This is a genomic window from Gordonia sp. DT218 (genome assembly GCF_049847105.1).
In the GTDB taxonomy this organism is placed as follows: domain Bacteria; phylum Actinomycetota; class Actinomycetes; order Mycobacteriales; family Mycobacteriaceae; genus Gordonia.
Genome location: NZ_JBNCNS010000005.1, coordinates 168,552 through 191,586, shown reverse-complemented (window position 1 = coordinate 191,586; position 23,035 = coordinate 168,552). Strand labels below are relative to the sequence as shown.

26 protein-coding genes are annotated in these 23,035 nt (G+C 66.8%); 4 read left to right on the top strand and 22 right to left on the bottom strand.

The features are described 5' to 3' along the window. Nucleotides 1–50 precede the first annotated feature (50 nt). Nucleotides 51–668, top strand: a complete 618-nt coding sequence (locus tag ACPXCG_RS19150) for a peptidoglycan DD-metalloendopeptidase family protein (RefSeq protein ID WP_425793997.1) — start codon at nt 51–53, stop codon at nt 666–668. Here the strand turns inward: ACPXCG_RS19150 and ACPXCG_RS19145 are convergent. Together ACPXCG_RS19145 and ACPXCG_RS19140 are read right to left on the bottom strand one after the other, a co-directional pair. Then, nucleotides 616–1,542 carry a tyrosine recombinase XerC gene (locus ACPXCG_RS19145; RefSeq protein ID WP_425793685.1) on the bottom strand — a complete coding sequence of 309 codons (927 nt, stop codon included), beginning with the start codon at nt 1,540–1,542 and terminating at the stop codon, nt 616–618. The genes ACPXCG_RS19150 and ACPXCG_RS19145 overlap by 53 nt on opposite strands. A 78-nt stretch (nt 1,543–1,620) precedes the next feature. Then, the gene (locus ACPXCG_RS19140) at nt 1,621–2,481 is read right to left on the bottom strand and encodes a siderophore-interacting protein (RefSeq protein WP_425793683.1); all 861 of its coding nucleotides are present in this window, start codon (nt 2,479–2,481) and stop codon (nt 1,621–1,623) included. A 144-nt stretch (nt 2,482–2,625) separates the two neighbouring features. Between ACPXCG_RS19140 and ACPXCG_RS19135 the strand changes: the two genes are divergently transcribed. After that, nucleotides 2,626–3,189, top strand: a complete 564-nt coding sequence (locus tag ACPXCG_RS19135; RefSeq protein WP_425793682.1) for a TetR/AcrR family transcriptional regulator — start codon at nt 2,626–2,628, stop codon at nt 3,187–3,189. A 493-nt stretch (nt 3,190–3,682) separates the two neighbouring features. Here ACPXCG_RS19135 and dprA read toward each other — a convergent pair whose 3' ends face one another. The 4 genes from dprA to ACPXCG_RS19115 form a co-directional block, all read right to left on the bottom strand. Continuing rightward, a complete protein-coding gene (gene dprA / locus ACPXCG_RS19130; RefSeq protein WP_425793681.1) occupies nt 3,683–4,816 on the bottom strand; it encodes a DNA-processing protein DprA in 1,134 nt (377 codons plus the stop codon). Further along, nucleotides 4,813–6,348 (bottom strand): YifB family Mg chelatase-like AAA ATPase, encoded by a 1,536-nt coding sequence (locus ACPXCG_RS19125; protein ID WP_425793680.1) that lies wholly within the window; start codon nt 6,346–6,348, stop codon nt 4,813–4,815. Before ACPXCG_RS19125 ends, dprA begins: the two co-directional genes overlap by 4 nt. After that, on the bottom strand, nt 6,345–6,767 hold the full coding sequence (locus tag ACPXCG_RS19120; protein ID WP_425793679.1) for a YraN family protein: 423 nt from the start codon (nt 6,765–6,767) through the stop codon (nt 6,345–6,347). Before ACPXCG_RS19120 ends, ACPXCG_RS19125 begins: the two co-directional genes overlap by 4 nt. A gap of 113 nt (nt 6,768–6,880) precedes the next feature. Continuing rightward, nucleotides 6,881–8,212 carry a hypothetical protein gene (locus tag ACPXCG_RS19115; protein WP_425793678.1) on the bottom strand — a complete coding sequence of 444 codons (1,332 nt, stop codon included), beginning with the start codon at nt 8,210–8,212 and terminating at the stop codon, nt 6,881–6,883. 249 nt (nt 8,213–8,461) lie between these two features. Between ACPXCG_RS19115 and ACPXCG_RS19110 the strand changes: the two genes are divergently transcribed. Next, nucleotides 8,462–8,761, top strand: coding sequence for a hypothetical protein (locus ACPXCG_RS19110; protein ID WP_425793677.1), 300 nt, complete (start codon nt 8,462–8,464; stop codon nt 8,759–8,761). Beyond that, nucleotides 8,727–9,407: a DUF3558 family protein gene (locus tag ACPXCG_RS19105; RefSeq protein WP_425793676.1), complete on the top strand. Its 681-nt coding sequence runs from the start codon at nt 8,727–8,729 to the stop codon at nt 9,405–9,407. The genes ACPXCG_RS19110 and ACPXCG_RS19105 overlap by 35 nt, the downstream gene beginning before the upstream one ends. 96 nt (nt 9,408–9,503) lie before the next feature. Here ACPXCG_RS19105 and ACPXCG_RS19100 read toward each other — a convergent pair whose 3' ends face one another. The 16 genes from ACPXCG_RS19100 to ACPXCG_RS19025 all read right to left on the bottom strand — a co-directional run bounded on the left by ACPXCG_RS19100 (nt 9,504) and on the right by ACPXCG_RS19025 (nt 23,032). Continuing rightward, entirely contained in the window at nt 9,504–9,815 is a 312-nt protein-coding gene (locus ACPXCG_RS19100) for a DUF2469 domain-containing protein (protein WP_124706974.1), read from the bottom strand. Then, on the bottom strand, nt 9,805–10,497 hold the full coding sequence (locus tag ACPXCG_RS19095) for a ribonuclease HII (RefSeq protein WP_425793675.1): 693 nt from the start codon (nt 10,495–10,497) through the stop codon (nt 9,805–9,807). Before ACPXCG_RS19095 ends, ACPXCG_RS19100 begins: the two co-directional genes overlap by 11 nt. 37 nt (nt 10,498–10,534) lie before the next feature. After that, complete coding sequence (gene lepB / locus ACPXCG_RS19090) at nt 10,535–11,407, bottom strand: signal peptidase I (RefSeq protein ID WP_425793674.1); 873 nt, start codon at nt 11,405–11,407, stop codon at nt 10,535–10,537. An 18-nt stretch (nt 11,408–11,425) separates the two neighbouring features. After that, nucleotides 11,426–11,767, bottom strand: coding sequence for a 50S ribosomal protein L19 (gene rplS / locus ACPXCG_RS19085; RefSeq protein ID WP_164306672.1), 342 nt, complete (start codon nt 11,765–11,767; stop codon nt 11,426–11,428). 78 nt (nt 11,768–11,845) lie between these two features. After that, on the bottom strand, nt 11,846–12,820 hold the full coding sequence (locus ACPXCG_RS19080) for a hypothetical protein (RefSeq protein WP_425793672.1): 975 nt from the start codon (nt 12,818–12,820) through the stop codon (nt 11,846–11,848). A 22-nt stretch (nt 12,821–12,842) separates the two neighbouring features. Beyond that, the gene (locus tag ACPXCG_RS19075; RefSeq protein WP_425793671.1) at nt 12,843–13,295 is read right to left on the bottom strand and encodes a hypothetical protein; all 453 of its coding nucleotides are present in this window, start codon (nt 13,293–13,295) and stop codon (nt 12,843–12,845) included. After that, nucleotides 13,292–14,341, bottom strand: coding sequence for a hypothetical protein (locus ACPXCG_RS19070; protein ID WP_425793670.1), 1,050 nt, complete (start codon nt 14,339–14,341; stop codon nt 13,292–13,294). Before ACPXCG_RS19070 ends, ACPXCG_RS19075 begins: the two co-directional genes overlap by 4 nt. Nucleotides 14,342–14,343: 2 nt before the next feature. Next, the gene (locus ACPXCG_RS19065; RefSeq protein ID WP_425793668.1) at nt 14,344–14,727 is read right to left on the bottom strand and encodes a hypothetical protein; all 384 of its coding nucleotides are present in this window, start codon (nt 14,725–14,727) and stop codon (nt 14,344–14,346) included. Next, nucleotides 14,720–15,085, bottom strand: coding sequence for a YbaB/EbfC family nucleoid-associated protein (locus tag ACPXCG_RS19060; RefSeq protein ID WP_425793666.1), 366 nt, complete (start codon nt 15,083–15,085; stop codon nt 14,720–14,722). The genes ACPXCG_RS19065 and ACPXCG_RS19060 overlap by 8 nt, the downstream gene beginning before the upstream one ends. Before the next feature lie 96 nt (nt 15,086–15,181). Beyond that, complete coding sequence (trmD, locus tag ACPXCG_RS19055) at nt 15,182–15,886, bottom strand: tRNA (guanosine(37)-N1)-methyltransferase TrmD (RefSeq protein ID WP_425793664.1); 705 nt, start codon at nt 15,884–15,886, stop codon at nt 15,182–15,184. A gap of 2 nt (nt 15,887–15,888) precedes the next feature. After that, a complete protein-coding gene (gene rimM / locus ACPXCG_RS19050; RefSeq protein ID WP_425793662.1) occupies nt 15,889–16,407 on the bottom strand; it encodes a ribosome maturation factor RimM in 519 nt (172 codons plus the stop codon). A 17-nt stretch (nt 16,408–16,424) separates the two neighbouring features. Next, a complete protein-coding gene (locus tag ACPXCG_RS19045; RefSeq protein WP_124706967.1) occupies nt 16,425–16,667 on the bottom strand; it encodes an RNA-binding protein in 243 nt (80 codons plus the stop codon). Further along, nucleotides 16,664–17,131, bottom strand: coding sequence for a 30S ribosomal protein S16 (gene rpsP / locus ACPXCG_RS19040; RefSeq protein ID WP_425793660.1), 468 nt, complete (start codon nt 17,129–17,131; stop codon nt 16,664–16,666). The genes ACPXCG_RS19045 and rpsP overlap by 4 nt, the downstream gene beginning before the upstream one ends. 472 nt (nt 17,132–17,603) lie before the next feature. Further along, on the bottom strand, nt 17,604–18,701 hold the full coding sequence (locus tag ACPXCG_RS19035; RefSeq protein ID WP_425793996.1) for an amidohydrolase family protein: 1,098 nt from the start codon (nt 18,699–18,701) through the stop codon (nt 17,604–17,606). Nucleotides 18,702–18,718: 17 nt separating this feature from the next. Then, nucleotides 18,719–20,287, bottom strand: a complete 1,569-nt coding sequence (gene ffh, locus ACPXCG_RS19030) for a signal recognition particle protein (RefSeq protein ID WP_425793659.1) — start codon at nt 20,285–20,287, stop codon at nt 18,719–18,721. 105 nt (nt 20,288–20,392) lie between these two features. Beyond that, entirely contained in the window at nt 20,393–23,032 is a 2,640-nt protein-coding gene (locus ACPXCG_RS19025) for a [protein-PII] uridylyltransferase (protein ID WP_425793658.1), read from the bottom strand. Between the last annotated feature and the right edge of the window lie 3 nt (nt 23,033–23,035).

Here is a 23,035-nt window from a genome sequence, read left to right as displayed (position 1 = left end):
CCCGCCGGCGGCGATCTCCGTGGGAGCCGATCGAGCCGCCGGTGCGTCAGATGTTCATGGCCAACCACGACCGCGGGGCTCGACGGCGCCGCCGGAAACGTCTGTTCGGGATCGTCCTGTACGCATTGTCCGAGCTCGTGATCGTTGCCGTGCTGCTGTATGCGCTGCCGGGCGTCGCCGGCGCCGCTAATCCACGATTCCGATTGCCACTGCCCCCGCCGCCTGCGGTGATCCGCGGATTCGATCCTCCCGAGCACCGGTGGCAACCGGGTCATCGCGGAGTCGATCTCTCCACGTCGCCGGGCAGCGTCGTACGCGCGGCCGGGCCCGGGACGGTGCAGTTCGCCGGTCTGGTCGCCGGACGTCCAGTCGTGTCGGTCCGTCATGCCGATGCGCTGATCACCACCTACGAGCCGGTCCGCGCCTCGGTCCGGCAGGGCGCGACGGTAGGGCGCGGTGAGGTCATCGGCACGGTGATCGCCGGGCATGAGGGATGCCCGGCGATGGCCTGCCTGCACTGGGGCGCTCGCCGGGGCCGGGGCCGAGCGGCCACCTATCTGAATCCGCTCGCCCTGATCGGCGCACTCCGCGTCCGGCTGAAACCCGTCGGCGGGATCAGGCCCGGGGATGCGCCTGCCGATGGACCGCACGCAGACGTTCCACGCTGACATGGGTGTAGAGCTGTGTGGTCGCCAACGAAGAATGCCCGAGCAACTCCTGCACCACCCGGAGATCGGCACCGCCCTCGAGAAGATGGGTGGCCGCGCTGTGCCGCAGTCCGTGCGGCCCCATGTCCGGGCCGCCGGCCGCCGCCACCGCGCGGTGGACCACGCGTCGGGCCATCCGCTGGTTGAGCCGACCGCCCTGTGCGCCGAGCAAGAGCGCACCCGCCGACGACGGTCCGGCCAGTGCCGGCCGCCCGTGAGTCAACCAACGGTCGATCGCCACTTCGGCCGGCTCCCCGTACGGCACCGTCCGCTCCTTGTTCCCCTTACCGGTAACCCGCAGGACGCGTCGCGTCGCGTCGACGTCGCCGACATCGAGGCCACACAGCTCTCCGACACGAATCCCACTGGCGTACAACAGTTCCACGATCAACCGGTCGCGCAATGCGAGCGGCTCCTCATCCGTCGCGCCGCCTGCCACCGATCGCATCGTCGCGGCGGCCTGGTCCGGTGCGAGCACTGCAGGCAACGTCCGGTGCGCCTTCGGCGCCTGCAGCCGCGTGGACGGATCGGCGCCGAGCACACCCTCGCGGGTGGCCCATGCACAGAACGCCTTCGCCGACGACGCCCGGCGCGCGATCGAGGTCCGCGCCGCGCCGCGGCGCGTGTGATCGGCGAGCCAACTCCGCAGCAGCGGCAGGTCGATGTCCGAGACGGACACGCCGCGCGCACCCGCAAACGCGACGAGTCCGCGGACGTCGGCGACGTACGCGCGCACGGTGTGTTCGCTGTGCCCCTTCTCGTAGGTGAGAAAAGTGGCGAAGTCGTCGAGGACGCCGTCGTCGTGAGGCGAAGCGGGGTCGGACTCGGCGGTCATGGCATCGACAGAACTAGTCGCCGTCGCCGAACGCAACCGGGCGCGCGGTCCGTTGCCGGATCGTGCCCGTCCCGGCCGCTACACCGCGGCTCCGGTGGCCTCCTCGGCAGTGCGCAACTCCGACTTCCATTCGCGGAAGCCCTCTTCGGTGCGACCCCGGCGCCAGTAACCGGAGATCGACGCATTCTTTGCCCCGACACCGCGTTCCTTGCGCACGTAGGCGCGCAGATTGTGCATCACCGCCTGCGCCTCGCCGTGGATGAAGACGTGCGGTTCCCCGTCGAGCCATTCGGCGTCGCGGACCGCGGCGATCAGGGGCGCGTTGTCGCCGGCCCGGCCGTCTCCGACCTCACCCGCCGGACCACCGCGATGGACCCACACGATCTCCGCACCCGCCGGTGCCGTGAGTGCGATCTCATCGTCGGGACCGGCGACCTCGATGAACACCTTTGCGACAGCGTCGTCGGGGAGCGCCTCGAGAGCCGCGGCGACCGCGGGTAATCCGGCCTCATCACTGGCCAACAGGTGCCAGGGAGCCGTCGCCGCCGGCCGATAGCCACCGCCGGGACCGAGGAATCGAACGGTCGCACCGGGTTCGACGGTTGCCGCCCACGGACCCGCGATGCCCTCGTCCCCATGGACGACGAAGTCGACGGCGATCTCGCGGCGGTCCACGTCGATCGAGCGCACGGTGTAGGTCCGCAGTACGGGCTGCTCCGCCGGTGGCATCAGCCGCATCTCCTTGCGGTCGACGTCGCCCTGGAATGGCGCCCCATCGGGGCCGAAGGCAATCTTGATGTACAGGTCGGTATCCCAGGTGCCGGGATCGCCGTCGGGAGTGAAGTCGTCGAACTCATCGCCACCGAGGTAGAGACGGACGAAATGCGGGCTGAGCTGCTCACGCCGGAGCACCGTCATGATGTTCATGTGTTTGGCCATGAAGCCTCCTCTCGAGCACCACCGTACGCTGCGTTAGGTAAACCTAAGTAAAGAGATCCGGCGCATCGTATTCGCGGCGTGATCTAACGTGGGAGTTCAGTTCGTCGAATTGCCAGTACACAGTCACAACCCATCGAGGTCAACATGCCGGAGCCGTCCCCTCGACGCGGATCGCGTCTGACCGTGGATGACTGGCTCGATGCCGCGATGCAGCTGCTGATCACCGAGGGCGTCGGAGCCATCAAGATCTCGCGACTGTGCGCACACCTCGGGGTGACCAAGGGTAGCTTCTACTGGCACTTCACCGATATCGCCGCCCTCATGTCGGCGCTCGCCGATCACTGCCGAAAGGTCGAGGAGTCGGCGCGGCAGACCTTGGCCGATCTGCAGACACTTCCCCCGGTGCAGCGGATCGAGGCGATGGTCCGGCTGGTGTCCGACCCTCGACGCTGGACGGTCGAGGCCGCCGTCCGCACCTGGGCGGAAACCGACGAATCCCTGGCGGAAACCGTGGCCGCACTCGACGATCAGATATTCGCCGTCGCCCACGAGACGATGCGCGAACTCGGATTCGACGAGCCGGAGGCACATGCGCGTGCGACGACGCTCCTGTACGCCGGGATCGGCTACCTGCACGCGCGCCGGCGCCACGGCCCGGCGAGTGACGACGACACCCGGATCTTCATCGACCTGCTCACCGGACGCTGAGCGGTCTCCTACCTCCTGATCGTCTTCACGGAGCCCCCACGGTCGCCCATATCCGGCCTATGGCTCGTCGGCTTGCATCATCACGAGGAAGGGGCCGGGAAGGTTCCGGACCGAGCGCGTGCGCGGAGGGTCGTCAAAGCGGCGGGGCATGAACAAGCCTGACACCAGGATCACCTCAGCGGACCGTTGAGCGCACCATGCGGCCGACGTCCTGCTGAGGTGATGCGCATGTCGCCCGCGCCGACTACTCGTTGAGGATCGATGTCATGGGGCCGGTCGAATCAGTCGCAGAGCAGCGAGTGGAATCGAGACCCTCTCACGGACTTCGGGTTCCACCGCATCCACGCCATAAGACCGCTGTGCGCCGCCCACGGCATCCGAACCTTCCTCGACCTACCGATCATCGTCGGCCGGCATGTGTCGGGGGGCGCTCGCTGACAGTGCGGCCGGCGGGCGCACAGTTCGTGCTCTCGTCCGGCTGCCGTCGGTTCCCTCATGGCAATCGCCACATTCCCGCGTCATTCACCACATGTCCAGTGACATCCATCCGGGCCAGAGCGGATCGTACTGCCGAGATGTCGAGGCCCGCGGAGAACGCGATCTCCTCGATCGTGACCGAACCCCGTCCTGGCAACGCGTCGTGCACGCGCTGCTCGTCTGCGGTGAGGCGATCGGTGGACCGCGTTCGGCCGCGGCCGATGTCGCCTGTGCCGTCGGGAGCGGCGAGCGCGATGACCGACCGGGTGTCGATCACGAGAACTGCCAGGTCGTCGGCGATCATCTGGTGACATCCGATCGATGTCGCCGACGTCACGGGGCCGGGTACCGCCCCGAGAGGCCGACCGAGTTTCCGAGCCCACGCGGCAGTGTTCGCAGCGCCCGACCGACGTCCCGCCTCGACCACCACCACGGCGTCGGACATCGCGGCCACCAGGCGATTCCGGGTGAGGAAACGATGCTTGGCAGCCGTGGTGCCAGGCGGGTACTCGGAGACCACCAGGCCCCGGTCGGCGATCTCCGCGAGCAACCGTGCGTGACCGGCGGGATAGTCGCGATCGATCCCACAAGCCATGACCGCCATCGTCGAACCGCCGGAGGCCAGGGCGGCTCGGTGGGCTACCCCGTCGATCCCATACGCCCCGCCCGAGGTCACTGTCCAGTTCTCCGCGGCGAGTCCGGACGCGAGGCTCGACGCGACCTGTTCGCCATAGCCCGACGCGGCACGCGAACCCACCAGCGCGACACCAGTCGTCGCCAATTCGTCGAGCCGCCTCGGCCCACGGACCCACAACGCCAACGGCTCACCGCCGCGGGCGGCCGTGTCCGACTGACTCAACGACATCAGCGGCCAGCCCGGCCATTCGGCGTCGTCGCGGGTCACCAGCCTGGCCCCGGTCCGCTCCGCGATCTCCAGGTCTTCTGCGGAGGTGTCGATGTCGGCGCGCGCGCCCGTGGCCTCGAGTACCAATTGGTGACCGGCGGGAACCGAACGTGCCCGCACCGCGGCTGCCGCCTCGGCGGGGCCGAGCAGATCGCACAGGGCCTCCAGTGCGGCGCACGGTGGCTCGGCGACCCGGGCAAGGTAGGCCCAGGCCCGACGCTCGGCGTCGTCGAGGTGGTGGCTCATCGGTGCCCTCTCCGGTCCCGGTACAGCAGGGCCTCGGCGATCTCGGTCTCACCCGGCTCGGAACATCCCTTCAGGTCGGCCAAGGTCCACGCCAAGCGGATCGCGCGATCGGCGCCGCGAGCCGTCACTCGCCCGTCTCGGAGGAACAGCTCGACCGGACGTAGTGCCTTGGGTGACAATCGAAATCGCTGCCTCAACGCGGACCCCGGCACCTCCGCATTGGTCAGCCAGCCGTGCTCCGACCATCGTTCGATTGCGGTGGCACGAGCCTGCGAGACACGCTCTCGAACCGTCGCACTGGGCTCCTCGACCGAGTTCATCAGGGCGGTGTTCCCGGGTGGATCCATACGAACCCGGATGTCTACGCGGTCCATCAACGGTCCCGACAGCTTCCCGAGGTATCGACGTCGCGCGACGGCCGAACAGACGCAGTCGATGTCATGTGCAGGTGCGCACGGACAAGGATTCGCGGCCATGATCAGCTGAAATCGGGACGGGTAGGTGGCCACGCCATCTCGTCGCGAGACACGGACCTCGCCTTCTTCCAACGGTTGTCGTAATGAGTCGAGAACCTTGGCCCCCATCTCGGCACATTCGTCGAGGAACAGAACACCTCGGTGTGCACGAGACACGGCGCCCGGCCGGGCGAGACCGGTACCGCCGCCGAGCAATGCGGTTGCCGTTGTCGTGTGATGCGGCGCGACGAACGGCGCGTCGGTGATGAGTGGATGGCCGGCCCGCAAGGTCCCGGCGATGGAGTGGATAGCGGTGACCTCCAGGGATTCTTCGGGACACAGCGCGGGCAGGATGCCGGGCAACCGTCGCGCGAGCATCGTCTTGCCGATGCCGGGCGGCCCGGTCATCAGAACGTGATGCGCTCCGGCAGCGGCAATCTCGAGGGCGTGGCGCGCCTCGGCCTGTCCGACGACGTCGGCCATGTCAGCGACCTTCGACGGCGGTGGGATGTTGTCGGCGTCGGTGACCGTGTCCAGCACGTGGTCTCCAGCGAGCCAGCGGACCACCTCCCGCAAGGTATATGCGCCACCGACGTCGAGATCGGCGACAAGAGCGGCCTCGGCGATGTTCGGGATCGGCACCACGGCATGGGTGAAGCCGCAGTCGCGGGCTCTCTTCAGGGCCGGCAGGACGCCGCGCACGGGCCGCAGCCCGCCGTCGAGGCCGAGCTCGCCGAGGAACACTGTGTGATTCAATCTGCTGGTGGCCACCTGATCGGTCGCGGCAAGGATCGCCAGAGCCATACCGAGATCGAACGAGGAGCCCGTCTTGGGGAGGTCGGCCGGAGCGAGTGAGACCGTCACCTTCATGTCCGGGAACTTCAGCGTGCTGTTCGAGATCGCCGCACGGACGCGATCGCGGGCCTCTCGCAGCGACGCATCGACCGTGCCGGTGACCGCGAAACCCGGTAGTCCGTGCCCCACGTTGGCCTGGATCTCGATCTGCCGCGCGACAAACGCGTTGAGCCCCACCGAATGGACGCGCCCGAGCCCGGTGACGAGGCCTGGCTCACTCATTCGAACACGCCTCGATGATGACGCACCACGGCCCGGTCGACTGCGGTCGGGTCCCGCGAATCGAGTTGAACGGACAGCACGTCGAAGCGGATCTCGTTCCACCACCCCTCGCGATGGTCGGCCAGCCACTGTCGGATCAGTCGACGCATACGCGCCAGCTTGAGAGGGGTGACGGCCGCGGCCGGATCGTCGAAGACCCGGGAGGCCCGCGTCTTCACCTCTACGACCACCAACACAGCCCCGTCGGCGGCGATCAGATCCAGCTCGCCGAATCGGTTACGCCAGTTGCGCTCGATAACGGTCCAACCGAGACCCTGCACGTGGTCAGCGGCGAGATCCTCGCCGAGACGGCAGATATCCGCGCTGCGCGGGCGTCGAGTCGAGGCAGACCGCTGCGGCCGGGATGTGTTGTCGCTCATGCCATAAGCATCGCTCCCGCCGATGACGATTCAGTTCGTCACCAACGAAATCGGCCGGTTCTGTGGATGGTTCGGAGAATGTGGACAGCTTGCGTTCTGTTCCCACCGACGGATCAGAGCTTGAGATCCTTGTCGGTCCCATCTGCTTCACCTGATTTTGACGCGGACGATTCGGCCGCTTCCGGAGCCTGCGGCGGCGACCAGTCCCCGATCACCGGCGGCCCGACCAATGGCAGGCTGCCGACGAGCTCCGCCCCGTTTTCCTGCGTGTGGAGATAGTGCGCCGCTTTGTGACTCCGGTCGTCGGATCCGCGCGCGCGCCCGCCGTGGGGTGCACCGCCCATCGGGCCGCCTCCGCGACCCGGACCGGCACCCAGCGGTGCCGTGGAACTCGCAGGCGTAGTCGACGTCGTCGGCGCGGCTGTCGGCATCGCACCGGACAGTCTTCGAGACATCGCCGATGCCGCGTTGGCTCCGCCGGCCGCGCCCGACCCACCGGCGCCCGCACCTGCGCCGCCGACCTTCCCGCCTGCGCCGGTCGCTCCGGCGGCGCCACCGGCGGGCATCATTCCGGACGGGAAGGTCGAACTGCCGGAGTTGTTCGCGCTCCCGAGGCCGCCTCGGCTCAGATCGTCGGGATCATCGGCACCGCCACCACTGCTCGCGGCGTCATTGCCCAGCGACAATGGTTTGTCGCCAGAAGTTTCGGTATTCGATGTCGGCGCCTGAGCTGCTGTACCCGCATCGGTCGGCGTCGCCGCCGTTGTCGACGCACCGTTGTTGCCGTACTCGCCGAGGTCAGAAGATCCGCCTACCGTGGTGTGAGTGCTTCCGCCGCCACTGTTTCCACCTCCACCACCTGAGCCGCCGACGACGTTGGCGGTCGAACCTGAGATCAGGGCAGAACCGACTGTTGGATTCATGATCGAGTCGGGCGCTTGACCTGCCGCAGAGCTCATCGGTCCGTTGTAGAGGCTCGTCATGAGGGATGCAGCGCGCGTCATGATGTCCGCGGCGTCCTCGGGCTTTTCCTCCATCTCCTTCTGCATCTGCTGGAGGAATGGCTCCTGTACCTTGGCGGCCGCGAGAATCCCCTGCGCTGTTGCCAAGGCGCCCACTCCCCCCGAGACGGACTTCGCTCCGGAGGTTATTTCGGTCGCGAGTCGAGTTGCGCGTTCCGCACTTCCTCGCGCGGCGTGGCCTTCGAGACCATCCTGACCGAAGTCTTTCAGGCGTTCTGTCGCCTTGATCGCGGCATCGATTGCCTGTTGCAGCGCGGCCGCATCCGCCCCAGCCGAGCCCGGTTCCATCGAGGCGATACGGCTCAGCATCTGTTGGATAGCGAGCTGCCAGTCGGTCGATCCGCTGCTCGAGCCGCCGGCCGACCCAGCGTTCTTGCCACCATCCGACGCGTTCCAGAAATATTTGGAGCCATCGTCCGCCACGGATCCCCCTCGGTCTGCGCCTTCCACCGGTCGCCACCATCGATGCCCAACGGTTGGCTATCCTACTTGTGACTTCTGTGTCTGCGGGCACGAGACCTGCATGTGTGGACAGCTAGGGTGGAACCGCTGCGACGCATGCGACGTCGAAGGTTCTGTGGGGAGGACTGTATGAGCGGTGGGGATGGGACGTCGATGCGCGGGGAGGTGGGGAGTTTTCTGCCCACTCCCGCCGAAAGTTCGATCCGACTCGTGTCTGACGACTCGGCCTGGACCACGCGTGCTGCTGCTGCTCGCGCGGCCGCGCGAGAGCTGGACGACTGCAGGATGACAATTACCCGCATAGTCGGCATGAATTATTTCGGCCGCGATTGCGTTGAAGGATTGGCCCTGTATGAATCTTTGAGGCGTGCCATAGTCGATAGTGGCTGGAGCACCCAACTCGTTCATCAAGTCAACGAATTGAACACCTTGGCCGCGAACTGCGATGCCGCCGCTAATTCGATTAAAAACCAGGATGAACAAGAAGGTCGGCGTGAATTCCAAAATTAGTGGCCGAGTCGGCTGGAACTTTGTGAAAGTGGGAGCAGTCGCCTGGACCGCGGGCATCGCGCTACTTTCACTAAGTGGTTGCAACAGCGAGGTTGACGGTAGACCGTCCGCGCAGTCGAGCCCATCCGACCCAACACAAGGAATACGGCAGACGGCTGACGACGGGAAACCACTACCATTCCACAACAAATACCCCGATAGATGGAATTCAGCAAATAGCGGCACCGCGTACGAGCCTTGCAATGCCGACGACGAAAGCCTGATTCACATAGGAATCGATCCTCAAACGATTGAAGACGCCGCCACAGTAAATGGGCAGACGCTTCGTGGATGCAACTGGCACTACTCGCCAGAAGAATCTGAGTTTCTGAGTGCATACCAGATAGTCGGGAATTCCGAAAGCCTCAACTGGTACAAAGTACAAAATCGCGTCGGCTCAAACTGGCATCCCGACATCACGATCAACGGCCGCACTGTAGGTATTGCAAGCGATAAGTCGGGTGGCTGCATGACATACGTACAATCAGGAACGGCTGGCGTGGTGACGGGATCGGGATACGGGCTACTTCCCAGCTTGCCAGAGAACGAGATCTGCGGCTACGCAATAGACCTCACCCGCGCCACCATCGACAAAATCCCCAAATAACCACCCCGCCAAATGAATCCGTAGCATTAACCCGCAGCAGGTGCGGATTAATGCTACAAAATCGCGGACGGGCGGAACCGGCGGAGGTTGGGTGGATCAGGGCTCGTCCGGGAGCCGGAGTTCCGGCTTTTCGAGCTCCTCGATGTTGACGTCCTTGAACGTGATGACCCGAACCTGTTTGACGAAGCGCGCGGGTCGATACATGTCCCAGACCCAGGCGTCGGACATGCGCAGCTCGAAGTAGATCTCACCGTCGGTGTTGCGGGGCACCATCTCCACCGCGTTGGCGAGGTAGAAGCGCCGCTCGGTCTCCACCACATAGGTGAACTGACCGACAATGTCCTTGTACTCGCGGTACAGGGAGAGTTCCATCTCGGTTTCGTACTTCTCGAGATCCTCAGCACTCATTCGACAAGCCTATCGTGGTCGGGTCGGGGCCGGACGTCACCCGCGCGGCGACATTCCGGTAGGACATACGGTGCTGCACCGACGGTCCGTGTCGATCGATGCAAGCCATGTGATGGGCTGTGCTGTAGCCCTTGTGAACTGCGAAATCGTAGCCGGGCACGGCGGCGTCCATCGCAACCATGATCCGGTCCCGGGTCACCTTGGCGATGATGCTGGCGGCCGCGATACAGGCGGCGGCACCATCGCCACCGATCACCGGTAGCGACGGGACCGTCAGGCCCGGGACCACGAATCCGTCCGAGAGCACGTACCCGGGTGTGACATCGAGGCCGGCAACCGCGCGACGCATCCCTTCGATGTTCGCGACGTGGATGCCGATCCGGTCGATCTCGTCAGCGTCGATGATCACCGCACTCCAACTCAAGGAGTACTTCGTCACCGCCTTGTACAGCGACTCACGTACCGCCTCGGTGAGGCGCTTGGAGTCGTCGAGATCGGCGAGCGAGGCGATCTGCGTGGGTTTGAGGACGCATGCGGCGACGACCAGCGGTCCCGCGCACGCTCCCCGGCCTGCTTCGTCGACGCCTGCGACCGGACCGAGCCCGTTACGATGCAAAGCGAACTCGAAGGTGCGCAGACTGGCGGCCCGACGAATCGGAAATCGTGGCGGCCAACGGCTCACAGTTCACCTCTTCCCCACATCGGTGCGATCGCCGATGTCATGACTGGGGATTGGGCGAGGACACACCACCGATCCGCGAGAAGGGATAGATGATGAACCGAACCTTGCCGCGGATGTCGCTCTCCGGGACCGTGCCGTGGAACTCGTCCTCCATGTGGAATCGGGAATCCGCCGAATTGGCGCGGTTGTCCCCCATCACCCACACGTTGCCGTCGGGCACTTTGACCGGACCGAAGTCTGGCCCGTAGCAGGAGTTCGGCTGACCGTTGGGGCCCGCAGCCATCTCGTTGCCGGCCGCGACGTCGCTGGCCTGCAACTGCTTGTCGACGTATGGCTCTGTCAACGGCTTACCGCCGACCTTGACCCCGACGTTCTCCTCGTTCTTGCATTCCACGGTCTGTCCGCCGGTCGCGATCACACGCTTCACCAGGTCGTTCTCGTCCGGCGGCGCAAAACCGAACCACGACAGACCATCCTGCAGTCCGTGGACCACCGGGTTCTCCGAGCGGGGCGAGAGCCATGCGCCGTCCCATGACTCACTGGGAGCCTTGAACACCACCACGTCACCGGGACTGGGGTCGCCGAAGCGATACGACAGCTTGTCGATGACGATGCGGTCGTTGGTGCAGCCTGCACAGCCGTGCAGGGTCTGCTCCATCGATTCAGACGGTATGACGTACTGACGGCCGATGAAGGTCTGCAACAACCAGGTCAGCAGCAAGACGCAGCCGATGATGATGACGGCTTCACGAAGTAGCGAGCCACGCTTCATGGGTTTGTCACTCTTGGTGCGCCATGGGCGCTCATCGGGGTGGTCGCCGTCGCGGTCCCAGTCGTAGTCCCCGGCATCGGAGGACGAGCGATCGGCAGCGTGTTCGGATTCCCCACCCGTGGAGTGTGTGTCAGCCACGTCGTCAGGGTAGACGCGTCAGCGCTTTTCCTTGATCTTGGCTGCCTTACCGCGCAGATCGCGCAGGTAGTAGAGCTTTGCGCGACGCACGTCACCGCGGGTGACCACATCGATCTTGGCGATGTTCGGGCTGTGCACCGGGAAGGTGCGCTCCACGCCGACGCCGAAGGACACCTTGCGCACGGTGAAGGTCTCGCGCACGCCGCCGCCCTGGCGACGGATCACGACGCCCTTGAACACCTGAACACGCTCCTTCGAGCCCTCGATCACCTTGACGTGGACGTCGAGGGTGTCACCGGGTCCGAACTTGGGAATGTCGTCGCGCAGCGACTGCTTGTCGAGAAAGTCGAGGGTGTTCATCGTGGTTGGTCCAATCTGGCGGTTCGCGTGAACAGAGGAACCTGGCGGCCCACACTCGACCTCCCGGCCAGCGGGTGATCATGTGTGAGGTTCGACCGGTTCGTGCTCCGAGTCAAGGTGCGTCCCGGGACCACGTCCCTCAGGTGGGACATCATCGCCAGGCAACCCGACCATTGTGCCAGACAGACCCCGCTGCGGCGAAATCGCCGGTGCCGGCGGCGCCGGATGCACCACATGATCGAGCCGATCCTCGGTCGCCGCCCGGACGTGCGGCAGGACGTCGGGCCGCCCGGCGACCAGGTCCTGCACGAAGATCTTCACCCGGACGAACGGACGTCGGAGCTTTCGCTCCCGCTCGATCGCGCGTTCCAGCTTCCTCGGTCGCGACAGATATCGCCAGCGCGCCCACGGTGACGTCGGACGCGCCAGCCGGATCACCCCGACGATCAGCAACGGCCACGCGAAGACCCCGATCACGCCGGTCCACACCTTGCCCTTCAGCACGACGATCGCAGCCAGCACCAGGTTCAGCACCGCGGCGATCAGGTCGACCAGAAAGGTCCGACCGATCCGCAGGTCGTGGAGAGCGTCGAAGTAGAGATCGAGCGGCCGGAAACCGAGCAGGATCATGCCGGTTGCCGCGAGGGCGATGAAGACCGCATCCACAGACGTCCGACCCTCCTGCGACCAGTAGACGTCACGCAGATAGAAGATCAGCGCGAACTCGTCGAGGATGAGGGCAGCACCGATACCGAACAGCCCGGCCAGGATGGACATGGCCGCCTGGTCGCCACTCAGCGCGAACGCGATCAACCCGAGCCCGGACAACAGCGTCAGGACCACCCCGAACACGACGTGGTGGACGTGTGTGTCGCCCGCGGTCACGTTCGAGAACCACCAGCCGACGTCGGCCCTGATCAACCGCACGCTGATGCGGATCACCACGAACCCGACGATCAGGCCCAGAAAGAACACCAGCAGTGGCAATCGACCCCGCTCGATGATGTCGTGCGACATCCAGTCGGCGGCCCGATGCGAGAGCCAGTGGTGCACACGCCAAGGTTAATGCCGCCATTCACCCCGCGTAGCGATTGAGGACGCTCACCACCCCCGGCGTCCCGCTGAACGCGATCGCACCTTCATAGGCGGCCTCCCGCAGCCGGTCCCTCGGCTCCTGGGCGGCGGCGGTCCCGGAGCCCGCCCCGATCACGTGGACGAGACAGTTGACGGCGCGCGCCTGGAAGAAGGCACGATCACGCGCCTCGTGCTCACCTCGACGACCCGCGATGAACGCACGTTGTTCCAATTGCGCGAGGCGGCTGGCGACCTCCAACCGATTTCCCGCGGACACGGCACCGCGCTCCCGCAATTCGGTCAGCGCGGTGGTGAGCTCGGGGCTGTCGCCGACGTCGACACCCGACAGCACCGTGATCGCCAGAAAGTACATGCACGGGGCGAGATCACTGTCGGGGACTCGGTCCACCAGTTCGGCGACTCCGTCGGGCAGTCGCGTGATCCGACTGCTCACGGGTGATCGCTCCCCGATTCGTGGGACAGCGACAGAACACCGTCGTCGGTCCCCTGCTGGTCGGGCGCGAACAACTCGGCGTCGGTTCCGGCCAGTGCCGCGAGGGTCGCCGGCGCCATCGGCGTCGCCGATGCGATCGCTTGCAGGCTGATCCCGGACCCGGTCATGTGATCGACGACGGCGAGTTCGGCCGCGCGCCCGTTGCCGGCCATGATCTCGCCGGCGCCGAGCGTGATCCCCTCTCGCTGATAGGGATACGGGTCGCTGGTACCGACCACCACCGCGCGGGATCCGTCCGGGGCCACACCGATCCCCACAGCCATTCGGACCCAACCCGCCACCGACGACGGCAGACCCGACTGCAGGTGGGCCGCCCGCCGCTGGAGCCAGTCGGTGTCCGCACCGCTCAACTCCGCCGGACCGACACTCACGGTCCCGGCGTGCGTGGCGGCCAGCGCACCGGCTCCCGCGGCCAATCCACTCATCGCCGAGAACGGCAGCATGCCGCTGGTCGCGGCGGGTTGTGGCTGGTCGTCGTGGTGTCGGTGGCCGGCGTCGCCTGCCGCCTCGGTGTAGTCCTCGCCGGCCGCAGTCAGCGCCATTCGACCTCCGCCGGCAGCGACGACGCGCGCAGAGTCGTCCCCCAGCGTCGAGAGCAGATCCGATCGCAGTCGCTCGCGGTCGGCCAGCGACGCGATCACGGTCATCTCGTTGTGTGTGGTCGCCGCGGCGTCTGCGTAGGTGTCCAGCGCCGTCGCGGTCGTCTCGAGCCGTCCGATCAACCGACCGAATCCCGTGTCCGGGGAGTCGGTCAGCGCACGCCCGCCCTCGACGACGCCGTCGTGGAACGCCCCGGCGCCGATCGCACGGTCACGATGCGCCGCTCCGACCTCCGCGGCCAGGTCGGCCACCCGCGACGCGAGGTCACGACAGCGGACAGCGGCCGCTCGTAGTCCGCCGACGTCGGCACTCGGCCACGTGCCGGGTGCCAATTCTTCGGCCAGGGCACGGATCTCCGGCGGCACGGTCATCGGCGTCGCGCCCATGGTCATCGTTCGCCCGACTTCAGCCGCAGAGCCACTTCGTCGTCTGCGTCGCCGATCTCGCGCGCCCCGCGGGCGATCAGCATCTGATGGTCTGCCAGTGCTCGCGCCACCCCGCCCGACGCGGCCGCCAAATCGGTGGCGAGGCCGGCGAATCCAGTGCGAAATGCGCGTGCAGCATCGTCGACGCCGATTGCTGCCTCGGCGTCGGCGAGCGCCTCGGTCACCTCGACGGCGAGCCACCCGAACTGGGTGTCGACGGCCGCCAGGCGGGTGGTGAGCCTGCCCAGCGACTCGACATCGACATCGAGCCGCCCAGCGCCGGCCACCGGATCGCCATGCCCGCCACCACGCGCCGACGCCTCGCCGGGAAACGACATGTCAGCCATCGGTGTCCCCCGGTCGTCGCGGCTGTGCGCTCGCATCCACCCGGACATCGGAGTAGTCCGGTGTTGGTTGGACGGCCGCCGTGTAGATCTGGTTCCGTTGGTCATGCAATCGCTGGTCCGCCTCGGCGACGAGCGTGGTGATCTGCGCGGAGAGCTGTTCGGCCCGGAGGCGACGCATCGCGCGCGGATCGATCGTCAGATCGAGGAGCATCCCACGGGCGTCGACGGTGACCGACACCAGACGATCGATACTGACGGCATGAGCGGTCAACCCCGCCATCGCCTCCCCGACCCTGGTCAACTCCGATCTCTGCCGAGACAGCTCGTCGAGCATCGCCGACCATCGGTCCGCCATCATCCGACCCCCTCCCGGTCGAGCAATCCTAGCGGGCGCCCACGCGAGATTCGAGCGTCGCGTCCAACCACTGTCGGCGGGTGACGACGACAGCGAGGCTTACATGATGCGATCGTCGTGTGGTTCGGCAGGCAGCAGGTCCGGCCTGCGCGCCGCCGTCCGCGCCAGCGACTGCTCGTGCCGCCAGGCCGCCACCTTCGCATGGTCTCCGCTGAGCAGCACCGGGGGCACATCGAGGCCGCGCCAGGACACCGGCCGGGTGTAGCTGGGCCCCTCGAGCAACCCGTCGGAGAACGAATCCTCTTGGTGCGATCGTGGATTGCCGAGGACGCCGTCGATCAGGCGGACGGTGGCCTCGATCATCGCCATCGCGGCGACCTCGCCGCCGATCAGCACGAAGTCGCCGAGGGAGACCTCCTCGACCCGTACGCGACGGGCCGCGTCGTCGAAGACGCGCTGGTCGATGCCCTCGTAGCGCCCACAGGCGAACACCAGATGATCTTCCACGCTCCACCGCTGTGCGGTCGCCTGGCCGAACGGCACGCCCGCCGGTGTCGGGACGACGAGCAGCGCGTCGTCGGGACACACGTCGTCCAGACACGGTCCCCACACCTCGGGCTTCATGACCATCCCGGGCCCGCCGCCGTACGGCGAGTCGTCGACGCTGCGGTGCACGTCGTGGGTCCACGTACGCAGGTCGTGCACGTCGACACTGATGCGACCCGCGTCGATCGCCTTGCCCAGCAGGGCAGCCCGCAACGGGTCCAGGTATTCGGGAAAGATCGAGACGACGTCGATGCGCATCATCACGCCTCGGGATCCAGCAGACCGTCGGGGGGATCTATCTCGATGACCTCGGAGGTCACGGTGGGCACGATCTCGCGGACGAACGGGATCAGCACCTCGCCACCCTCCGAGGTCGTGACGGCGAGGATCTCGCCGCCGGGCAGATGCAGCACGGAAGCGACCACGCCCACCTCCACGCCGTCGATCGTCGAGACCGGCAAACCCTCGAGTTCGTGATCGTAGAACTCGTCGGGGTCCTCACCCGAGTCGACGTCGGCGCTGTCGATGAGAAACAGCGTGCCGCGCAGAGCATCTGCCGCCGACCGATCGGCGACTTCGTCCAGGGACAGCAACAGCCGCCCGGCATGCTGCCGGGCGGCTGTCACCGTGAACGTCTTCTCCCCGCCCCCACGCGGCAGTCTGCCACGCAGGTCGGTGCCGGGAGCGAATCGCGACGCCGGATCGTCGGTGCGGATGTCGACGACCACCTCACCGCGAACACCGTGCGATTTGGCCACACGGCCCACCACGAGATCCATCGCGGAGTCGTTCTCGCTCAGCGATCGGTGTCGACGATGTCCACACGCATACCGCGGCCACCGATACCGGTGACGAGCGTACGCAGTGCGGTTGCGGTGCGGCCGTTGCGACCGATCACCTTGCCGAGGTCCTCGGGATTGACGTGCACCTCGACCAGCCGGCCACGACGGCCGGTGATCATCTCGACACGAACGTCGTCCGGGTTCGCGACGATGCCACGGACGAGGTGCTCGACCGCGTCAGCGACGACTGCGGTCACGCGCCGGCCTTGTCGTCACCGGTGGTCGCGGCGGCGTCGGCGGGGGCCTCGGCCGGGGTCTCCTCGTCGGCCTTCTTGGCGGCCTTCTTCTTCGGGGTGGTGGCCTCGGCCGCCGGTCCGCTGTCGGCAGCGGCCAAGGCAGCGTTGAAGAGGTCGAGCTTCGACGGCTTCGGCTCCTTGGTCTTCAAGGTTCCCTCGGCGCCCGGGAGACCCTTGTGCTTCTGCCAGTCACCCGTGACCTTCAGGATGGCCGCGACAGGCTCGGTCGGCTGCGCCCCGACACCCAGCCAGTACTGCGCGCGGTCCGAATCGACCTCGATCAGACTCGGCTCTTCCTTCGGGTGGTACTTGCCGATGGTCTCGATCACCCGGCCGTTGCGGCGGGTCCGAGAATCTGCGACGACGATGCGGTACTGCGGGTTGCGAATCTTACCGAGACGCGTGAGCTTGATCTTGACAGCCATGTTTCTTCCTCAGTGGTCACTACGCAATTCAGCGGCCCGTCCGGTGACGGACCCGGTTTTGCGATCTGTTGTGGTGTGACCGTCGGTCGGTACGTAACCGGGTCCGACGAACCAGCGTGCCATTCTGCCAGACCGGGCTCCCGGAGCAAAAACCGCATCGGCCTCGACACTGCGGCGCCGACGTCCCAGAGGTCGTGCACGGGGTTCGACATGTGGTTACCCACCCCGCTGAAGGTAACCACATGTCGCGTGCCAACCGCGGAGACCCCGACTCGCCGATATCTCCCATGACGGCCCTCCCCTGACCTGTCTCGGAGTGAAGTCGGCGATGTCTCCGCGCCCGCGAACCCATGCAACGCGGTCGTCACATTACCAGCCGGTAAGTTAGCGGTACCAGCTCAACGAACGTGGAGTACCTCACACGAACACCTCACACTCGGGGATGTGAACTGGGGTTTTGTGCGCGACGAGGTCAGGAGACGGTTAGCCCAGAGCAAACAATCGACCGTGGTCGACGCAGCGTCGTCAGGTCTTCTCGGGGGTCGTCGTCGAGGACGATGAAGTCGGCGCGGTCGCCCTCGCCGAGAACGCCGGCACCGAGCCACTCCCGCGGCGCGACGCTGGCGGCCCGCAACGCACCCTCCGCCCCGAAGCCGACCGCGGCCATCGCCACGATCTCGTCGACGATCCGCCCGTGCTCGACGAAGCCACCCGCATCGGTGCCGGCGAACATCGTGATCCCCGCCTCACGAGCGGCCGCGAACACGGCCTCCGCATTCTGATGGAGCTTGCGCATATTCGCCTGATAGGTCGGGAATCGGTCGGCGCCGTCGGCGATACCCGGAAAGTTCTCCACCTGGATCAGGGTGGGCACCAACGAGATCGACCGCTCGACCATCTCGTCCATGAGATCTGTCGTCAATCCGGTGCCGTGCTCGATGCAGTCGACTCCGGCCCCGATGAGATCGGGTAACGCGTCGGCACCGAAGACGTGGGCGGTGATCCGCGCTCCCTCCGTGTGCGCGGCGGCCACCGCCGCATCGAGTTGCCGCCGCGTCCACAACGGCGTGAGATCCCCCGCCTCGCGGTCGATCCAATCGCCGACGATCTTCACCCAGCCGTCACCGTCGCGCGCCTGCCTGGTCACCTCATCGGCGAGCTCGTCGGGATTCTCGAGGTCGACACCGTAATCCCGCAAATAGCGTTTGGGGCGCGCGATGTGCTTGCCCGACCGGATGAAGCGCGGGCACGACGGGTCGTCGTCGAGCGGGTGGGTGTCCAGCGGCGACCCCACCTCACGGATCAGGAGTGTGCCGGCGCGCGCATCCGCCTTCGCGTACGCACGCGCCCGGTCGATGGTGACGCCGAGCCCCGGTGCGATCCCGACGTGGTTGTGCGCGTCGACCAGGCCCGGGATGATCCAGCCGCCATCGAGGACGGTACGGGCCGACGCCACCGGCTCGCGGGTGATGGTGTCACCCACCACCCAGAGGTCGATCTGTTCGTCGCCGAACGGGTCTCGCCCACGGTAGTGCCGCACGTCGTCGGCGGGCGCCGACCCGATTCCCATCGGTCCGGCCACTGCTGCTACTTCTTCTTCTTGGGCTGGAATTGGCTGACGTCGAGGCCTTCGAGCCCCGGTGGCAGCTCGTCGAGACCCGCGGGCATGTTTGACAGGTCGGGGAAACCGGCAGGCATCCCGGGCATACCGCCCATGCCGGGGAGACCGGCACGCGCGGCCTTCGGTGGCGTGGGTCCGCGGTTCTTGCCCTTCTTGCCCTTGCCCTTCTTGCGGTTGGTCTTGCGTCCGCCACCGCCCATGCCCATCCGGCCGGACATCTGGGACATCATCTTGCGGGCGTCGTAGAACCGGTCGACGAGCTGATTGACCTCGCTGACCGAGACACCCGACCCGTTGGCGATACGCAGCCGGCGCGACGCGTTGATGATCTTCGGGTTGTCCCGCTCGGCCGGTGTCATACCGCGGATGATCGCCTGCACACGGTCGAGCTGCTTGTCGTCGACCTGCGACAACGCGTCCTTCATCTGGCCCGCGCCGGGCAGCATGCCCAGGATGTTGCCGATCGGACCCATCTTGCGGATCATCAGCATCTGCTCGAGGAAGTCCTCGAGGGTCAGCTCCCCCTGCGTGATCTTCGCCGCGGCGGCCTCGGCCTGCTGGGTGTCCCAATGCTGTTCGGCCTGTTCGATGAGCGACAGCACGTCGCCCATCCCGAGAATCCGACTGGCCATCCGGTCCGGATGGAAGACGTCGAAATCGTCGAGCTTCTCGCCCGAGGACGCGAACATGATCGGCCGACCGGTGACCTCACGCACCGAGAGCGCCGCGCCACCACGGGCGTCGCCGTCGAGTTTGGTCAGTACGACGCCGGTGAAGCCGACTCCGTCCTGGAAAGCCTCGGCCGTGGACACCGCGTCCTGACCGATCATCGCGTCGACGACGAACAGGACCTCATCCGGATCGGTGGCATCGCGGATGTCCGATGCCTGCTTCATCAGCTCCTGGTCGATGCCCAGCCGACCCGCGGTGTCGATCACCACGACGTCGTGATGCTGGGCCGCGGCCTCCGCCACTCCGCTGCGCGCCACCGACACCGGGTCGCCGGCGGTGACACCGAGCTGGCCCTCGCCGCCGATGGAGGTTCCGGGATGTGGAGCGAAGACCTTGACGCCGGCACGCTCACCGACGATCTGCAGCTGCGAGACCGCGCCGGGCCGCTGCAGGTCGCAGGCCACCAGCAGGGGTGTGTGGCCCTGCTTCTGCAACCAGTGACCGAGCTTGCCGGCCAGGGTGGTCTTACCGGCACCCTGCAGGCCGGCGAGCATGATCACCGTCGGCGGGTTCTTCGCGAAGGTGATCCGTCGCGTCTCGCCCCCCAGGATCCCGACGAGCTCGTCGTTGACGATCTTGACGACCTGCTGGGCAGGGTTCAGCGCACCGGAGACCTCGGCGCCCTTGGCACGCTCCTTGATCTTGGCGATGAAACCACGGACCACGGGCAGGGAGACGTCGGCCTCGAGCAGCGCCAGTCGGATCTCCCGGCAGGTGCGGTCGATGTCGGCATCGGACAACCGGCCCTTGCCGCGAAGATCCTTCAGGGCATCGGCCAACCGATCGGAAAGCGAATCGAACATGCCTCTAGTCTTCCATGCTCGTGCCCCGGCCCGATCACCTCCGGTGTCGGAATGGATCACCGGCGCGTGGTCGTGTGATCGTCACGGACCTTCCGGCGGGTGCGGTCAGCTGATCGGCACCCCTGACCGCGCGGTCCCGCCATGATTCTGCGGGCCGTCTCCGTCGTCGCCTTCGGCACGCGGTTGCAGAGGTGGACACACCGCGATGACGTCGTCGGCCAGGCGTGTTCTCGCCGGCTCGCCGTCGTCGTCGAGGCGTAGACAGAACGTGTCGACGACGGTGCTGCCCAGGGTGGCGACCTTGGCCCAGCGCACCTGCGCGCCGTGACGTTCGATCACCGCGCTGACACGGCTCAACAAACCGATGCGGTCATCGGTCCGCAACTCCATCAGGACATCGCCGGACTCCGCGGGTGAATCGGCGGCGTCGAGATCGACCCAGATGACACGGGGCGGTGCGACTGCGAACAGAGCGGGCACTGCGGTCTTCGGGTGACCGGCACCATCCACCGCCGGGTCGGTGCTGCCTGCCGAGGCTCCCGTTCCCGCCGACACCCCGGGCGTCGCCGACACCGACCCGATCGTCGGGATCGGCGATTCGGCCTCCCGCACGTCGAGGCGGGCCAGCACGTCGATCTTCCCGTCGACCGCCGCCATCAGCTGCTGGCGCATCAGCCCGCCTTCGGGTGGACTCCCGAAGATCGGGACCACGACGAACGAGTTCACCGCGCTGTCCCCATGCCCCTGCACCGTCGCGGAGTGCGACCGAAGGCCGTTGAGAGCCAGCACACCGGCCATCTTGGACAGCAGACCGGGCTGGTCCGGGGCGACCATCGTCACCCGGAAGGTGTGCGGGCCGTCGGCGGGCGACATGATCACGGAGAATCCGCCTGCCTCCGCCAACGAGATCTGCTCGAGCGACAACGACTCCGGCCGGACCGGGCCTCCCCCGTCGATCAATCGGAGCGCACGACGCACGAGGTCGTTGATCAGGGAGGCCTTCCACTCGCCCCACACACCCGGCCCGGTCGCGAGCGAGTCGGCCTCGGCCAGCGTCGCCAGCAGCTCCAGCAGCGTCCTGTTGTGGCCGAGCGTCGCGGCCACCGATTCCGCGGTTGCCGGGTCGTCGAGGTCGCGGCGGGTGGCCACGCTCGGGAGGAGGAGGTGGTGCCGGACCATCTCCGACAGGAGGGTCACATCCTGGGGCCACAGCCCGAACCGATTTCCCACCTGGATGGCCAGGTCCGCGCCGACGATGCTGTGATCTGCACCGCGCCCCTTGCCGAGATCATGGATCAACGCACCGAGCACCAGCAGATCCGGACGCGACACCCGCGTGGTCATCGACCCGGCATGCGCCGCAGTCTCCACCAGGTGTCGGTCGACGGTCCACGTATGGATGGCATCGCGTGGCGGGAGATCACGAACCGCACCCCACTCCGGCAACAGCCGACCCCACAGCCCGGTCCGGTCGAGCGCCTCGATGGGGTCGACCATGTGATGGCCCGACCCCAGCAGCACCAGAAGATCGCTGAGGGCCTCGGCGGGCCACGGTTCCCTGAGCTCGGGAGCGTAGTCGGCGAGACGGCTGAGCGTCGACGCGCTGATCGGCAGACCCGTACGCGCCGACGCCGACGCCACCCGCAGGATCAGCCCCGGATCTTTGCTCGGAATCGCGTTGCGCGCCAACACGATCTCACCGTTGTGCTCCACCACGCCCTCATCCAGGGGACGGCGGATCGGCGATCGGCGCAGTTTGGCCAGACCGCGGCGCGGCAACGCATTACCCGCGGTCCGGAGGCCGACATCGATGGAATAGCTGATGGTGCGGGCCGAATCGCTGATGACCCGCGCCAGGTCGAAACGGTCGCCGATCCGCAAGGCCGCGCCGATCTCGTCGGCGTCCTGTGCGCGGACCTGTTCCCTGGGACGGCCGGCGATCCGGTGCAATTCGGTGCGGATGTCCAGTAATCGGCCGTAGGCCATCTGCGGCCCGGCCCCCGGGGAGTCCGGCCGCAGACTTGCCATCCCGTCGGTGAGCTGCGCGATGGCGAGCGCACCGAGCAACTGGACGTCACGCAGACCGCCGCGACCGTTCTTCAGGTCTGGCTCGGCACGGTGCGCGATGTCGCCGGCGCGACGCCAGCGATCCTGCGCATGCGCGACCACCGCGGGGAAACGATCGCGGATGTCGGTGCGCCACTGCTGACGGATACCGCCGATCAACAGGGTGGACAGATCCTCGTCACCCACGATGTGCCGCGCCTCGAGCAATCCGAGTGCAGCACTGACGTCTTCACTGGCGACCTGGAGCGCCTGCGGGACCGTGCGCACGCTGTGGTCGAGCGGAATGTTGGCATCCCACAACGGGTACCACAGACCGTCGGCCACCTCGGCGACCTCGTCCGGTGGCATGTCGTCGTGCAACAGGATGAGATCGAGGTCGGAGAACGGCAGCAGTTCGCCGCGTCCGAGTCCGCCGACCGCGATGATCGAATATCCGCTGTCCGACCGGATCCCGAGTTCGACACCCTTGGAGACCAGCCAGAACTCGTGAAGGTCGACGAGCACCTGACGAAGGCCCGGTGCGTCGAGTTTCCCACTCTTGCCCGACTCCAGGAGCTGGCGGCGGGTCGCGGCGAGATCGGTTGCGGCCACCGGCGTCTCGGGAATCGGACGTGCAGGACGCGGCCCCGCGCCTGAGTCATCAGACGCGGGGCCGTGAGATGGGTTGAGAAAGGGCATCGG